The sequence below is a fragment of the Salipiger sp. CCB-MM3 genome (assembly GCF_001687105.1).
Taxonomy (GTDB): Bacteria; Pseudomonadota; Alphaproteobacteria; order Rhodobacterales; family Rhodobacteraceae; genus Salipiger.
The window spans coordinates 161,873-177,166 of record NZ_CP014599.1 but is presented as its reverse complement, the minus strand read 5'-3'; the positions used below and the strand labels follow the sequence as shown (position 1 = coordinate 177,166).

Genomic DNA, 15,294 nt, shown 5'->3' with positions numbered 1-15,294 from the left:
CTATGGACTACATCATCCTCTTTGCGGTCATCGCCGCCGCGGGCGCGGTGGCCGGGATCATCTCGGGGCTGCTTGGCGTGGGCGGCGGGATCATCCTCGTGCCCGCCTTCTATTACGTCTTCACCGGGCTCGGGTATGAGCCGAACCAGCTCATGCAGATCTGCGTCGCCACCTCCACCGGCACGATCATTGTGACATCGCTGCGCTCGGTCACCTCGCACCACAAGCGCGGCGCGGTGAGCGTCGAGCTGATCAAGACATGGGGGCCGTTCATCGCCATCGGCTCGGTGCTGGGCGTGCTGGCCGCCACCGTGCTGCGCAGCCACCAGCTGCAGCTGGTCTTCGGCATCGTCGGCGTCTGCCTCGGGCTTTACATGCTGCTCGGCAAGAAAAGCTGGCGGCTGTCGGACACGCTGCCGGGGCGCGGGCTCAGCGCGATCTACGGCGGCATCATCGGCTTTTTCTCGGCCCTGATGGGCATCGGCGGCGGCAGTTTCACCGTGCCGCTACTGACCGCCTACAACGTGCCGCCGCATCGCGCCGTGGGCACCTCGCCCGGCTTCGGCCTGCTGATTTCGATCCCCGGCTTCATCGCCTTTCTGCTGACCGGTTGGGAAATCACCGGCAAGCCGCCGGGCACGGTGGGCTACGTCAACCTGCCCGCGGTGCTGCTGATTATGGTGACCTCGCTGCTGACCGTGCCGATCGGCGTGAAACTGGCACATAGCCTCAGCCCCGCCCGCCTGCGGCTGGTGTTTGCGCTGACCGTGCTGGTGCTGGCCGGGAACATGCTGCGCAAGGCACTGATGGGATGAGCGACGAGACCCTCCTGCAGCGGCTGCGCGCCGCCGAGCCGGTGCTTTGGACCAATCCGGGCTATGCCCCGCAGACCGACCCGCAGGCCATGGCGGACGTGATGGGGGCCAAGGCCGCCTGGGCTCGTTTCGCACCGCTGATGGCCGAGCTTTGGCCCGAACTGGCACCTTCGGGCGTGATCCGCTCGACCCTCACCGATATCGCCGATCTGCGCCCCGCGCTTGGTTACGATGCTCCCGAATACGGCACGCTGCTGGTCAAGGGAGACCACGCGCTGCCCGTCGCCGGGTCGGTCAAGGCGCGCGGCGGCGTCTTCGAAGTGCTCAGCATCGCCGTCAGTCAGGCGCGCGGCGCAGAGCTGCTCTATGATGGCGAGGACATCGAGAAACTCGCGGGCGACGATGCCCGCGCCTTCTTTGGAGAGCGCCGCATCGCCGTCGGCTCCACCGGCAACCTCGGGCTCAGCGTCGGCATCGCGGCACGGGCGCTTGGCTATAAGGCGACGGTGCATATGTCGCATGACGCCAAAGAGTGGAAGGTGGCGCGGCTGCAGAGCCTCGGCGTCGAGGTGGTGCAGCATGAGACCGATTATTCGCAGGCCGTCGCCGCCGCCCGCGAGATCGCCGCGCGCGATCCGCTGACCCATTTCGTCGATGACGAGGACTCGCTGCTGCTGTTCAAGGGCTACAGCGCCGCCGCCGCCGAACTGAAGGAGCAACTGGCCGAGCAGGGCATTTCCATCGGCCCCGACCGTCCGCTGATCCTCTATCTGCCTTGCGGCATCGGCGGCGCGCCGGGCGGCATTGCCCATGGCGCGCGCGGTGTCTTTGGCCCCGACGTGCACCCGTTCTTTGTCGAGCCGGTGCAGGCCCCTTCGGCGCTCGTGCAGATGCGCGAGGGGCTGGGCCGCGAAACCTCGGTCTACGAGCTTGGCCTGTCGAACCGCACCGAGGCCGACGGCATGGCCGTCGCCACCATGTCGCAACTGGTGGCCGAGCGGATGCAGCGGCGGCTGGCCGGGGTCTTCACCGTCGGCGACGACGATCTCTTCCGCTGGCTCGCGCTGGCCGAGACCAAGGGGCTGCGGCTGGAGCCCTCGGCCGCCTCGGGCTTTGGCGGGCCGCAGATGCTGATGAACACCCATGAGGGCCGCGCCTTTAGGGCCATGCATATGCCCACCGTCGATCCGGCGCGCGCGGTGCATGTGATCTGGACCACCGGCGGCGCATTCGTGCCCGAGGAGCAGTACCAAGGTTTTGTCGCGAAGGGCCGCGCGCTCGGCCCGCGCTTCGATCTGAAAGGAGTTTCGTCATGACCAATCCCGCCGACCTCGGGGCCATTGAGGCGCGCAGCCTGATCGCCCGCAAGCAGCTGTCGCCGGTGGAACTGGCCGAGGCCTGCATCGCCCGCGTCGAAGCGGTGGACCCCGCCGTCAACGCGCTGATCGCCCGCGATTTCGACGGGCTGCGCAAGGCCGCGAAACAGGCCGAAGCGGATGTGACCGCAGGCAAGGAACTGGGGGCGCTGCACGGGCTGCCCTTCGGCGTGAAGGACATGATCGACGTCACCGGCCTGCCCACCACCTTCGGTTCCGAGGCGTTCAGGGACAATATCGCCACCAAGGATGACGCCATCGTCGCCGCCATGCGCGCGGCGGGCGGCTTTCCCATGGGCAAGACCAACAACCCCGAATGGAGCGCCGGGGCCAACACCCGCAACCGCGTCTACGGCGTGACGGCCAACCCGCATGACATCACCCGCAGCTGCGCCGGATCCTCGGGCGGCTCGGCGGTGGCGCTGGCCTGCGGCTATGCCCCGCTCGCCACCGGCTCGGACACCGGCGGCAGCCTGCGCAACCCGGCGGCATTTTGCGGCATCGTCGGCTATCGCCCCAGCCCCGGCGTGGTGCCCGGCAACACCCGCGCGGCAGGGCTGATCCCGCTGCCCACCTCCGGCCCGATGGCGCGCAACGTGGCCGATTGCGCGCTGATGCTCTCGGTGCTCGCGCGTCCCGACCGCAATGATCCTTTCACCACGGTGATGGACGGCAAGACGCTCTGGTGCCCCGGTGATTTCGCCAATCTGCCGCGCCGCGATCTGTCGTCGCTGAAGATCGCGGTGACCGAGGATTTCGGATTTGCCCCGACCGAGAGCCTCATCCGCGACCACTTCCGCAAGATCATGCCGCAACTGGCGCCCTTCTTCGGGCAGGTCGAGGACGCCACCCCCGACTGCAGCGACGCCGACCGCATCTTCTCGGTGCTGCGCGCGGTGCAATTCCTTGGGGTGCATGCGAAACTCGTGGACGAACAGCCCGAGCTGGTCGGCCCCAACGTCCGCGACAATGTCGCCGAGGGCCGCAGCTATTCCGCCGAGGATGTGGCGCAGGCGATCTTTGGGCAGGCGCGCTTTTACCGCGACTGGCAGGCCTTCTTCGAGACCACCGACTACCTGCTCTCTCCGGCGGTCTGCATCTCGCCGCGCGACTGGCACGAGCTTTATCCCACGCAGATCGACGGCGTGCCGACCAAGAGCTACTACCATTGGCTCGCCATGGCCTATGCGTCGACCATCGCGGGCCACCCCTCGATCACCATCCCCTGCGGGACGGATGCCAATGGCATGCCCTTCGGGCTGCAGATCATCGGCAAGCGGCACGACGATCTGGGCGTGCTGGCGGTGGCGGCAGAGCTTGAGGCGGTGATCGCGGGCCTCTCCGATCTCGCCCCGCGCGGACCCGACATCGCGGCACTGGCCAAGGCGCCGAAGCTGTCGGACGCGCCCGGCTTTCTCACCTTCGACTGATCCAAGGATATCTCATGAGCATCCCCCTCTCCAAGACCCGCCGCTCCGGCAGCACCCTCTATCTCTCGGGCGAACTCGGCTTTGGGCCGGACGGCAAAATCCCCGACGGCATCGAGGCGCAGACACGCCAGTGCCTCGAGAACATCAAGGCGACGCTGGCCAAGGAAGGGCTCGATCTGTCGCACGTCATGTCGGCGACCTGCTACCTGACCGATCCGGCGGATTTCCCGGCCTTCAACAAGGTCTATGCCGAGATGTTCCCCGAGCCCTACCCGGTGCGCACCACCATCGGCTGCGCGCTGATGATCGACGCCAAGGTCGAGATCACGGTGATCGCCGAGGGCTGATCCCCGCCTCTGGGGCAGGTTTGCATTCCCGGCGGCTGCGTGGTCTAGCTGGATCACTGCCGCCGGAAGGACCTGCCATGCAAGATGATCTCAACCAGTCCGAATGGGCTCTCCTGCTCGAGGGGGTGCTGTTCTATGGCGATCCGCATGGCCGCTGGGATCCGCTGCTGAAGGCGCTCGGACCCGAGACCAAAGAGGTGATCATCCTTGGCGATCTGGCCGATGCCGCGAAGGATCCGGCGCAGGTCGAGACCGCCCGCCGCGCGCTGCAAGACGTGCGCGCGCGCGGCATCAATTGGTGGACGATCTCGGGCAACCACGACACGGAAACCGACGAGATCTGCGATCTTTTGCATGACGAGATGCCGGCAAACCTGCTCGACGGCAAGGTGGTGCAGGCCACCGGCATGGGCACCGCGATCGCCGGGCTGGGCGGCGTGGTACGGGGCCGGGTCTGGGACGGCAGAGGCCCGGCGCAGGTGCATTCGCCCGAGGATATGATCGCCGCCAGCCACCCCTCGGCCCTGCACAGAGGCGGCCTGCCGCGCCGCCACCGCAGCACGATCTTTCCCTCGGAGGTGGCCAAGCTCGGGCTTCAGCGCGCCGATGTGCTGGTCAGCCACGAGGCGCCAAGCTGCAACCGCCACGGGTTCTCCTTTATCGACCGGCTGGCTGGCGACATGGGTGCGGGGCTGATCGTGCATGGCCACCACCACCTGTCGTACGAGAGCGTGCTGCCCAATGGCGTGCGGGTGAAGGGTCTGGGCCGCGCCGAGGTTTGGCAGCCGAGCGTCGAACTCAGCCCGACGCAGCGCAGCCTGCTGCGCGCCGGGGTCGACACGCTGCGGCGCGGCTCGGCGACCTATGATCTGCTGAAAGATCTCTGAGCGGCGCGACGGCCGGCGCATGAAAAAGCCCCCGGCCATCTGGCCGGGGGCTTTCGTTTCAGGGACTTACGGATCAGGAGGCGAAGAGGCCGTCGAAATCGGCAAAGCCCTTGATCTCGATCGGGTTGCCCGAGGGATCGAAGAAGAACATCGTCCGCTGTTCGCCCGGCTCGCCTTCGAAGCGAATGACCGGCGGGATGTCGAACGCGGTGCCCTTCTCCTGCAGCCGCGCCGCCAGCGCCTTCCAATCGTCGAGGCGCAGCACCGCACCCATGTGCGGCATCATCACCATATGCTCGCCAACCTTGCCGGTGCGGGTCACCGGGAAGGGCTCGCCGAGGTGCAGCGACAGCTGGTGGCCGAAGAAGTCGAAATCGACCCAAGTGTCGGTCGAGCGGCCTTCCTCGCAGCCCAGAACGTCGCCGTAGAAGGCGCGGGTCTCGTCGAGGTCTTTGACGTGAATCGCGAGGTGGAAGAGGGATTTCATTAAGGAATACTCCGGTTGCCGGGACAGCGCCGGACCCCAGCCCGGGCGCACGATGGGGCATGGATTGCTCAATCCGCGGGCATCGTAAAGGGCCCGATCGGGGAGCTCTGAAGCGCTGCAGCGCCCCGCGTATCCCCGCCTAAGCGCCCTGCGCCTGCCGCCGGGGAATGCGATTGTCCGAACCAGACCAATTACTTAGGGTCAGGAGCCCCTCGCGCAGCAGCCGGCGGGCACGTGGCCATCCCGCGCCGATATATAATCCCTGTTTATAATTATACTATCAGTATAATCTTCATTTCTATTGCTCTCCCCCGGGTCCGCCGTCTTTTTGAACACATCCGAGCCTCCCCCGGATCACAGCAAAAACAAACCAACCCAACACGGAGCTCCTCATGAAACGAACCGGTTTCCTTCTTTCCGCAGCCTTCGCCGCGCTGGCGATCCCCGCTTCTGCCGAAGGCTATAAGGTCGCTCTCGACGGCACCTTCGCCCCCCACGCCATGCCCAGCCTGTCGGGCGGTGTCGAGGGTTTCAACGTCGATCTGGCAGCGGCCATCGGCGAAAAGCTCGGCACCGAGGTCGATGTGACCGCGGCGCAGTTCTCGGGGCTGATCCCGGCGCTGCAGGCGGGCACCTATGACTTCCTCGTCGCCCCGACCACCGTCACCGAAGAGCGCGCGTCGAACCTGCTCTTCTCGGAAGGCTTCATGGACACCAACTTTGCCTTCACTGTCCCCGCGGGGACAGAGTCGATGGAGGGGCTCGAGGCCTTCAAGGGCAAGACCATCGCGGTCAACAAAGGCTCGGTCTATGAATCCTTCCTGACCGAGAAGGCCGAGGAATATGGCTGGGAAGTCGTCGCCTATGGCACCAACACCGATGCGGTCGAAGCCGTGGCCACCGGCCGTGCCGACGCCAACCTTGCCGGTGCCACCGTCTCGGCATGGGCAGCGAAGCAAAACCCGCGCATCGATCTCAGCTACGAATACCCCACCGGCCTCGTCTGGGCCTTCCCGTTCCGCAAGGACGACGTGGAAACCCGCAACAAGATCGACGCCGTGCTGGAATGCCTCAAGACCGATGGCACGATGGTTGAACTGTCGGAAAAATGGTTCGGCGTGACCCCGACCGAGGGCACCACCATCGTCACCCCGACCCCCGGCTACGGCACCCCCGGTTTCGACGGTTACGACGAAGCCGAACATGAGGTCTCCTGCGACTTCTGATCGCTGACACCGCTCCCTGACATCTCCGGGCGGGGCGCCCGCCGTCCCGCCCGTTCATCGAAAGTTTACGCATGCACGCAGCCCCCTCTTCCTCTTCTGCCAAGGTCCACCAAAGACCGATGCTCGAGATCAATCAGCTCGAGAAGAGCTTCGGCGACACGCAGGTTCTGACCTCCATCGACCTGAGCGTGAAACCGGGCGAACTGGTCTTCGTGATCGGCCCCTCGGGGTCGGGCAAATCCACCATGCTGCGCTGCTGCAACCGGCTCGAAGAGCCGACCTCGGGCAGCATCCTGCTCGACGGAGAACATGTCACCGACTGCCACGGACGCGCGCTCGACAAGATGCGGCTGAAGATCGGCATGGTGTTTCAGGGTTTCCACCTCTACCCGCACAAATCGGTGCTGGCGAACGTCATGCTGGCGCAGGTCAAGGCGCTGAAACGCTCCAAGCCCGAGGCCAAGGCCCGCGCCATGGAGATGCTCGAACACGTCGGGCTGGCGCATAAGGCCGACGCCATGCCGACCGAACTGTCGGGCGGCCAGCAGCAGCGCGTCGCCATCGCCCGCGCGCTGGCGCTCGATCCCAAGGTCATGCTGTTCGACGAGCCGACCTCGGCGCTCGATCCCGAACTGGTGGGCTCGGTGCTGAAGGTGATGAAACAGCTGCGCGACGAGGGCATGACCATGGTCGTGGTCAGCCACGAGATGGACTTCGCCCGCGAGGCCGCGGACCGCGTGGTCTTCATGGACGGCGGCGTGGTGGTCGAGGCGGGCACTCCCGACGAGATCTTCGGCAACCCCAAGTCCGACCGGCTGCGCGCCTTCCTCTCCCGCCTGCATCCGACGAGCGCCGCATGAGATTTATCGAGACATTCTTCAACGGCGCGGTGATGGCGAAATACCTGCCGGACCTCGCCTCGGCCATCGTCACCACGCTCTGGCTGAGCGTTGTGATCGTGGTGGGCGGTCTGCTGCTGGGGCTGGCGCTGGCCTGCCTGCGCACGCTGGGCCGCTGGTATCTCAACGTCCCCATCGTCGCCTTCGCCGACATCGGCCGAGCACTGCCGCCGCTCGTCGTGATCCTGATCTTCTACTTCGGCCTGCCCGGCCTCGGCATCAACCTCTCCGGCCCGATGGTTCTGATCCTCGTGCTGGGCGGCGTGCTCGCCGCTTTCGCCGAAGAGATTTTCTGGGCTGGTCTCACCGCCGTCTCCAAGGGCCAATGGGAAGCCGGGCGTGCCACGGGCCTCAGCTTTGCGCAGACGCTGTTCGAGATCGCGCTGCCGCAGGCCATCCGCCTTGGCATCCCGCCGCTGGTCAACCGCGCGCTGGCGATCACCAAGATGACCGCGCTCGGCTCGGTGATCGGGGTGAAGGAAATCCTCGCGGTCTCGTCCTCGGCACAGAGCTTCTCGGGCTCGGCCACGCCGCTGACCATGGCCGCGCTCGCCTATCTCGCGATCTTCCTGCCGGTGGTCATCCTCTCGCGCCTCCTCGAGAAGCGCTACGCTTGGTCTGTGTAAGGGGCGCATCATGAGCAATTTCATCGACCTCTTCTTCAACCTCGACATCATGGGTCAGGCATGGCCGCTGCTGCTCAAGGGTCTGATCATCACGCTGAAACTCTGCGCGGTGGTCATCGGGCTCGGCCTCATCGGCGGGCTCTTCCTTGCCCTCGGCGCGCTGTCGCCGCGGCGCTGGCTGAAATGGCCCTCGGTGGGGTTCATCGACCTCTTCCGCGCGGTGCCGCCGCTGGTGCTGCTGATCTTCGTCTACTCGGGCCTGCCCTTCGCCGGGCTGGAACTGAGCCCCTTCCTCGCGGTGGTCATCGCCTTCTTCCTCAACAACTCGGCCTATTTCGCCGAGGTGTTCCGGGCCGGCATCCAGTCGGTGCCCAAGGGCCAGACCGAAGCCGCCCGCGCCACGGGCCTCAGTCAGGCTCAGACGCAGGTCTATGTGATCCTGCCGCAGGCCGTGCGCAACGTGCTGCCCGACCTGCTTTCGAACACCGTCGAGGTGGTGAAGCTCACATCGCTCGCCTCGGTCGTCTCCCTTTCCGAGCTGCTCTACTCGGCCAATATGGCCCGCTCGGTCACCTATAACTCCTCGCCGCTCATCCTCGCTGCGCTGATCTACCTCGCGATCCTCTGGCCGCTCGTGCGCCTGATCTCTCGGTACCAGCGCGGGCTGGCGGTGCACTGAACGTCCCTGAAAGGAAACTCCCATGACGAAGATGATTATCGGCGGCGCCCAGATCGGCGGCATCCAGAAGGACGAGACCCGTGAAGAGGTCGTCGCCCGGATGGTCGCCCTGATGGAGCAGGCGCACGAGAAGGGTGTGAAATACCTCGTCTACCCCGAGATGACGCTGACCACCTTCTTCCCGCGCTTCTACGTCGAGGACCGCGCCGAGTTCGACCATTGGTTCGAGAGCCAGATGCCCAACGCCGCCGTGCAGCCGCTCTTTGACAAGGCGCGCGAATACGGCATGGGCTTCACCTTCGGCTACTGCGAGCTGACGCCGGAAGGCGAGCATTTTAACACCTCGATCATCGTCTCCCCCGAGGGCGAGATCGTGCTGAAGTACCGCAAGACCCACCTGCCCGGCCATTCCCAGTTCGAGCCCGAGCGCACCCACCAGCATCTTGAAAAGCGCTACTTCCTGCCCGGCGACACCGGCTTTGGCGTGGTCAAGAACCAAGGCGTGGTCATGGGCATGGCGATCTGCAACGACCGCCGCTGGCCTGAGACTTGGCGCGTGCTGGGCCTGCAGGGCGTGCAGCTGGTGACCATCGGCTACAACACCCCCAGCCAGAACAACCTCTCGGCCGAGGAAGGCATCGAGCGGCGCATGTACCACCATGAACTCTCGGTCTGCGCGGGTGCCTATCAGAACTCGACCTACGCGGTGGCGGTGGCCAAATGCGGCATGGAAGACGGCAACCACATGTTCGCCGGGTCGATCATCGTGGACCCCGATGGCTTCGTCGTGGCAAAGGCGGAAGGCGAAGGCGACGAGTTGATCGTGCATGAGGCGGATTTCGCCAAATGCGACTTCGGCAAGTCCACGGTGTTCAACTTCGCGGCGCACCGCCGGATCGAGCACTACGGGCTGATCGCCGAGCAGACCGGCGTGAAAGTGCCGGAATAAGACCGGAATAAAACCGGACGAGAACCGGATTACAACAAGTGCGCCGGGGCCCTGTCCCGGCGCCCGTCCCCGCGGGGACAGACGGATAGGCCGCCAGCGGCGGCACGCAAGGAGAGATCAGATGCAATTCGATACGGTGATCCACGGCGGCATGATCGCGACCGCCGATTACACGGCCAAGGGCGACATCGGCATCAAGGATGGCCGCATCGTCGCGGTGGCCGAAACCCTCGCCGGGGGCGAGCGCCGGATCGACGCGGGCGGGCGCATCGTCATGCCCGGCGGCATCGAGGCGCATGCCCATATCGCGCAGGAAAGCTCTTCGGGCGTGATGACCGCCGACGACTATCTCTCGGGCTCGATCTCGGCGGCCTATGGCGGCAACTCGTCGTTCATCCCCTTCGCGGCGCAGCAGCGCGGCCAGTCGGTCGATGACGTCATTGCCACCTATGACGCCCGCGCCGCCCGCTCGGTGATCGACTATTCGTACCACCTGATCATCTCCGACCCGAAACCCGAGGTTCTGGAAGACCAGCTGCCCCGCGCCTTCGCCCGCGGCATCACCTCCTTCAAGGTCTTCATGACCTATGACCTGATGAACCTCGGCGATGGCGGCATGCTCGACATCCTCACCGTCGCGCGCGAGCACGGCGCGATCACGATGGTCCATGCCGAGAACAACGACATGGTCAAATGGATGAACCGCCAGCTGGCGGACAAGGGCCTCACCGCGCCCAAGTATCACGCCGTCTCGCGTCCCGAACTGGCCGAGCAGGAGGCGATCAACCGCGCCATTCAGTTGGCCAAGCTGGTGGATGCGCCGCTGTTCATCGTGCACGTCTCGACCGAGGGCGGCGCCGAGATCGTCCGCCGCGAGAAATTCAACGGTGCCAAGCTCTTCGCCGAAACCTGCCCGCAGTACCTCGCGCTCACCCGCCAAGACCTCGACCGCCCCGGCATGGAAGGCGCGAAATACATCTGCTCGCCGCCGCTGCGCGATGCGCAGACGCAAGACGCGCTCTGGCACCACATCGCGCAGGGCACCTTCGAAAGCGTCAGCTCGGACCACGCGCCCTACCGTTTCGACGAGACCGGCAAGTTCCTGAACGGCAAGGATATTCCCTATCCGAAGATCGCCAACGGCATGCCCGGCATCGCCGCGCGCCTGCCCTATCTCTTCTCTGAAGGGGTGGTGAAGGGCCGCATCACGCTCGAGCAGTTCGTGGCGCTCTCGTCCACCAACGCCGCCAAGACCTTCGGCTGCGCCACCAAGGGCCGGATCGCGCCGGGCATGGATGCCGACATCGCCATCTGGAACCCCGAAGAGCGCGTCACCGTGACCGCCGCGGACCAGCACGACAACATGGATTACACGCCATTCGAAGGCATGGAGATCACCGGCAAGCCCGAGGTGGTGATGAACCGCGGCGCGGTGATCGTCGAGCATGGCGAGCTGAAGGCCAAAGAAGGTCAGGGCCGTTTCGTCGCCCGCCAGCCGGTCGATCTGCGCGGCAAGCCCGGCTACACCGCCAAGGAGCTTGATCCTTCGCAGAACTTCGGCGCGGTGCTGCGCTGATGGGCCCGATTCTGATCATCAACCCCAACTCCGCCGCCAGCGTGACGCAGGGCATCGCTGCGGCCATCGCGCATCTCGCCCCCGCGCAGGGCCCGGCTTTCGAGGTCACCGATCTGCCCGCCTCCCCGGCGACGATCATGACCGCCGAAGACGTGGCCCGCGCCGGGCTCGGCTTCGCCGAGGCGGCGCAGGCGCGGCCCGATGCGGCGGCCTATGTCTCGGCCTGTTTCTCGGACCCGGGCGTCGAGCTCACCCGGACGCTGGTCAAACAGCCGGTGATCGGCGTGCAGGAGGCGGGCATTCTTACCGCCATGGCGCGCGCCGATCTCTTTGGCATCATCGCGCTGGCCCCCGGCTCGGTCGCCCGCCACCGGGTGAAGATCCGCGCCATGGGCGTTGAAAGCCGCCTCGCCGCTGAACTGGCCCTGCCCGGCGTCTCCGCCGAAGCCTCGGGCCGCGACCCGGATGTCTATGGCATGTGCGTCACCCTTGGCCGCGAACTGGCCGAGAAAGGCGCGGGCGCGGTGGTGCTGGGCTGCGCTGGCATGGCGCCGATCCGCGCCAAGCTGGAGCGGGACATTGGCATCGCGGTGATCGACCCGGTGCAGGCAGGCGCCGCCATGGCGCTGGGTCTGGTCGGGGCGCCTGAATGAGCAGCGTCGACGGGCTGCCGGAGGTCTCGCTGCGGCTGCTCGAGATCTTTGCCGCGATGATGCGCTGCGCCACCACGGTCGAGGCCGCGGAACAGCTGCGCATCTCGCAGCCCGCGGTCTCTGCCGGGCTGCGGCAGCTGGAATCGCAGCTGGGTCTGACGCTGTTCGAACGCACCGGCCGCCGCCTGCAGCCCACCGCCGAGGCGAAATCCCTCTACGACGAGATCCGCCCGGTGTTCAGCCTGATGCGCGGCTTCTCGCAGCGCGCCCGCGACATGAAGCTGGGCATGGCCGGTCGCCTCAAGGTGATCGCCACCCCGCCGCTTGGCTATTCCGTGGCCCCGGTCGCATTGCGCCGGTTTCTCGATGCGCGCCCCGACGTCTCGGTCGCCTTCGACGTGCGGCGGCTCGAACAGGTCAAGGACGCGGTGCAGAGCGGACAGGCCGACATTGGCCTCGCCATCGACCACGACCGCCAGCCTGCGGTGAATGTCGACGTGCTGCAGCGCGCGCATATGGTCGCGCTGGTGCCCAAGAACAGCGCGCTCGCCGCCAAGCCGCATCTCACCGCACTCGATCTGCAGGATCAGCCGCTGGTCGGGCTGGAGACCGCCTCGAACCTCGGGCAGTTGGTGCGCAAGGCCTATGAGCAGGTCGGCGCCACCTACGCGCCGCGCATCGAGGTGCGCTATTGCGCCACCGCCACGGCACTGGCCGCGCAGCATCTCGGGGTGACCGTGGTCGATCCCTATTCGGCCACCACCCATGCCTCCGACGGGCTGGTGTGCAAACCCTTCCTGCCCGCCTGCGAGGTGAAAGCGGTGATGTATACCCGCCGCGGCGTGCCCTACTCGGGGCTGTTGCACAGCTTCATGTCGGACCTGCGCGCCGCCTTTGCCGACAGCGATCTGCTGATTGCCGAGCCGCCGCAGCGGGCGTGATGCTACCAATGCGCCGCTGACCGGGATAGGATTGCGCAAAACGACCTAACAGGCGCAATCCCATGCTCGATTCCTACGATCGCAAGATACTCTCCCTTCTGCAGCGCAACTCCGAGATGGCGGTGGCCGAGATCGCCGCTGAGATCGGGCTGACCACCACCCCCTGCTGGCGCCGCATCCGCAAGCTCGAGGAGCGCGGCTATTTCAAACGCCGCGTGGTGCTGCTGGACGAAGAAAAGCTGAACGTCGGCGTGTCGGTGTTCATGGCGATCCGCACCAACCAGCACAGCCGCGAATGGGCCCGCGCCTTCGTCAAAGCCGCCGAGAGTATCCCCGAGATCGTCGACATCTTCCGGCTGGCGGGCGAGACCGATTACATGCTGCGCGTCGTGGTGCCGGACATCGCCACCTACGACCGGGTCTACCAGCGGCTGATCGACAAGGTGGAGATCCACGACGTCTCGTCGATGTTCGCCATGGAGACGATCAAGTCGAGCACCGAACTGCCGCTGGACTACGCCTGAGGCAAGACGGATGGGAGCCGGGCGAGCGCCGGCCCGTGGGATGGCGCCGGGGCGATTGAGGTCCGCACTTTATCCCAGCCAAATCCGCACGACTTCCTTCTGTCGTGCGAGGATGCCAAAGCGCCAGCCCGCCCGAACGGCGTCGTCCATCGGGCTTGAACCGATGGCGCCACAATGAACGACCGCTCGCCCGGCGGCTTCGCCTTGGTTCCGGGCGCATCAGCGCATCTATCTTACGCCGCGCTGGCCGAGAAGATCGCCCTCCCGGCGTCGACCTCATAGCCATCCACATGAGCCACCGCATCGCGCGACAGCGTCGCGACGCTCTGCAGGATGAAGTCGACCTCGGCCTCGCTCATCAGCACCGACAGGTTGAGCCGCACGAAACCCGGCTTTTCCAGCTCATGCCCCGACAGGATATGGTCCCGCACATCGGCGGCGCTCTGTGCATCATAGCCCAGCAGGCGCAGCACATAGGGTCCGGCGCAGGCGCAGCCGCCGCGGGCCTGAATGCCGAAACGGTCGCTCAGCATCTTGGTCGCCAATTGCTGGTGGATGTAGCCACCGCGCGGATCGCGCAGGCGGAAAGACAGCACGGGGATCCGCGCAGGCTCGGTGTTGCCGAGCAGCTCGATCCCCGGCTCGCCCTGCCACGCGGCGATGGCGCGGGCGGCAAGCTCGGCATTGCGCTGCGCCATGTAGGCCGCGCCGATCTCTTCCTTGACGATCACCGCCAGCGCCGCGCGGATGTCGCCGACGACATTGGGCGTGCCCGCCTCTTCCCGCGCTTCCAGCGCGCCGGAATAGTCATGCCCTTCGGAGGACACGAAGCGCACGGTGCCGCCGCCGACCCATGTGGGCCGGTCCGAGACCACCGCATCGCGGCGCAGCACCAGCACGCCCGACGCGCCCGGCCCGCCGATGAACTTATGCGGCGAGAACACCAGCGCGTCGATCTCGGCGCCTCCGGGCGTCATGTCCATGGGCAGGTAAGGCCCGCCGCCAGCGTAATCCCAGAGCATCAGCGCGCCCGCCGCTTTGACCCGCGCCGTCAGCCCTTCCACATCGGCGATGATCCCCGAGACATTCGACGCCGCCGAGAAGGCGCAGATCACCCGATCGTAGGCCGGGGCATCGGCAAGCGCCGCATCCAGCGCCGCAAGATCGGGGCCGCCGCGCGGATCCTCGGGCAGCTCAATCACCTCCGCGCCGCTCTCGCGCCACGGCAGGATGTTGGAGTGATGCTCATAGGGGCCGATGATCACTTTCACCCGGCCCTGATCGGCGCCCAGCAGAGGCACCAGCCGGTTGATCCCCGCCGTGGCGCCGCTGCCCGCGAAGATCACCGCATGCGCCTCGGCGCTGGCGCCGCAATGGGCGGCGATCGTGGCGCGGGCGGCGGCGCGCAGCCGGGTCATATAGCCGCCGCAGAAAGACGCCTCGGTGTGGCTGTTGGCGTAATAGGGCAGCACCTGCTCGAGCATGAACATCTCGAGCGTCCGCAGCGCCCGCCCCGAAGCCACGTAATCGGCGTAGACCAGAGGCTTGGGCCCGAACGACCCGTCGATCATCGCGCCCTTGCCCACCAGATCGCCGCCCATCTGGGGCGCCTCGGGCAGCGACGCGCGGAACGAGGACAGCAGGGCGGTGGGATCAGGAAGGGGCATGGGAAGTCTCTTTGGTCTTTTGGGTCTGGGAGAGGGCTGGTCGCGCAGTGACGCGCTGCGCAGAGGCTACCAGTCGAGACCCGAAGCGGGTTTCCATTTTTTGCAGCGTTTTGGTGAATATGTAGTATCCTCTCTTACCGTTTCTGACATTCGGTAGCATGTCATTCTCTTTTATATCGCCATCCTGCAATGTCTCTCCAAGCCACCCATCG

Annotated in this window: 16 protein-coding genes; 14 read left to right on the top strand and 2 right to left on the bottom strand. The window is 66.2% G+C overall.

Features of this window, described 5'->3' with window-relative positions; genetic code table 11:
• The first annotated feature begins 2 nt into the window (after positions 1–2).
• From AYJ57_RS23880 to AYJ57_RS23860, 5 genes are all read left to right on the top strand, one after another.
• The gene (locus AYJ57_RS23880; RefSeq protein ID WP_066111811.1) at positions 3–815 is read left to right on the top strand and encodes a sulfite exporter TauE/SafE family protein; all 813 of its coding nucleotides are present in this window, start codon (positions 3–5) and stop codon (positions 813–815) included.
• Positions 812–2,131 (top strand): D-serine ammonia-lyase, encoded by a 1,320-nt coding sequence (locus AYJ57_RS23875; protein ID WP_066111809.1) that lies wholly within the window; start codon positions 812–814, stop codon positions 2,129–2,131. The genes AYJ57_RS23880 and AYJ57_RS23875 overlap by 4 nt, the downstream gene beginning before the upstream one ends.
• Positions 2,128–3,621: an amidase gene (locus AYJ57_RS23870; RefSeq protein WP_066111807.1), complete on the top strand. Its 1,494-nt coding sequence runs from the start codon at positions 2,128–2,130 to the stop codon at positions 3,619–3,621. Before AYJ57_RS23875 ends, AYJ57_RS23870 begins: the two co-directional genes overlap by 4 nt.
• A 14-nt stretch (positions 3,622–3,635) precedes the next feature.
• Complete coding sequence (locus tag AYJ57_RS23865) at positions 3,636–3,968, top strand: RidA family protein (RefSeq protein ID WP_066111803.1); 333 nt, start codon at positions 3,636–3,638, stop codon at positions 3,966–3,968.
• A 77-nt stretch (positions 3,969–4,045) separates the two neighbouring features.
• The gene (locus AYJ57_RS23860; protein ID WP_066111801.1) at positions 4,046–4,855 is read left to right on the top strand and encodes a metallophosphoesterase family protein; all 810 of its coding nucleotides are present in this window, start codon (positions 4,046–4,048) and stop codon (positions 4,853–4,855) included.
• Positions 4,856–4,928: 73 nt separating this feature from the next.
• Here AYJ57_RS23860 and AYJ57_RS23855 read toward each other — a convergent pair whose 3' ends face one another.
• Entirely contained in the window at positions 4,929–5,342 is a 414-nt protein-coding gene (locus tag AYJ57_RS23855; protein ID WP_066111799.1) for a VOC family protein, read from the bottom strand.
• A gap of 392 nt (positions 5,343–5,734) precedes the next feature.
• Here AYJ57_RS23855 and AYJ57_RS23850 point away from each other — a divergent pair, with 392 nt between their 5' ends.
• From AYJ57_RS23850 to AYJ57_RS23810, 9 genes are all read left to right on the top strand, one after another.
• Positions 5,735–6,568, top strand: coding sequence for a transporter substrate-binding domain-containing protein (locus AYJ57_RS23850; RefSeq protein WP_066111797.1), 834 nt, complete (start codon positions 5,735–5,737; stop codon positions 6,566–6,568).
• Between the two features lie 119 nt (positions 6,569–6,687).
• Entirely contained in the window at positions 6,688–7,428 is a 741-nt protein-coding gene (locus AYJ57_RS23845; protein WP_066111793.1) for an amino acid ABC transporter ATP-binding protein, read from the top strand.
• Positions 7,425–8,093, top strand: a complete 669-nt coding sequence (locus AYJ57_RS23840; protein WP_066111790.1) for an amino acid ABC transporter permease — start codon at positions 7,425–7,427, stop codon at positions 8,091–8,093. The genes AYJ57_RS23845 and AYJ57_RS23840 overlap by 4 nt, the downstream gene beginning before the upstream one ends.
• Positions 8,094–8,103: 10 nt before the next feature.
• Positions 8,104–8,772, top strand: a complete 669-nt coding sequence (locus AYJ57_RS23835; RefSeq protein ID WP_066111787.1) for an amino acid ABC transporter permease — start codon at positions 8,104–8,106, stop codon at positions 8,770–8,772.
• Positions 8,773–8,794: 22 nt separating this feature from the next.
• Positions 8,795–9,721 carry an N-carbamoyl-D-amino-acid hydrolase gene (locus AYJ57_RS23830; RefSeq protein WP_066111785.1) on the top strand — a complete coding sequence of 309 codons (927 nt, stop codon included), beginning with the start codon at positions 8,795–8,797 and terminating at the stop codon, positions 9,719–9,721.
• A 121-nt stretch (positions 9,722–9,842) separates the two neighbouring features.
• A complete protein-coding gene (gene hydA / locus AYJ57_RS23825; RefSeq protein WP_066111783.1) occupies positions 9,843–11,297 on the top strand; it encodes a dihydropyrimidinase in 1,455 nt (484 codons plus the stop codon).
• Positions 11,297–11,950, top strand: a complete 654-nt coding sequence (locus AYJ57_RS23820) for an aspartate/glutamate racemase family protein (protein ID WP_066111781.1) — start codon at positions 11,297–11,299, stop codon at positions 11,948–11,950. The genes hydA and AYJ57_RS23820 overlap by 1 nt, the downstream gene beginning before the upstream one ends.
• Positions 11,947–12,891, top strand: a complete 945-nt coding sequence (locus tag AYJ57_RS23815) for a LysR family transcriptional regulator (protein WP_066111779.1) — start codon at positions 11,947–11,949, stop codon at positions 12,889–12,891. The genes AYJ57_RS23820 and AYJ57_RS23815 overlap by 4 nt, the downstream gene beginning before the upstream one ends.
• A gap of 62 nt (positions 12,892–12,953) precedes the next feature.
• On the top strand, positions 12,954–13,415 hold the full coding sequence (locus AYJ57_RS23810) for an Lrp/AsnC family transcriptional regulator (RefSeq protein ID WP_066111777.1): 462 nt from the start codon (positions 12,954–12,956) through the stop codon (positions 13,413–13,415).
• A 233-nt stretch (positions 13,416–13,648) separates the two neighbouring features.
• Here AYJ57_RS23810 and AYJ57_RS23805 read toward each other — a convergent pair whose 3' ends face one another.
• Positions 13,649–15,082, bottom strand: coding sequence for an aminotransferase class V-fold PLP-dependent enzyme (locus tag AYJ57_RS23805; RefSeq protein ID WP_066111775.1), 1,434 nt, complete (start codon positions 15,080–15,082; stop codon positions 13,649–13,651).
• Between the last annotated feature and the right edge of the window lie 212 nt (positions 15,083–15,294).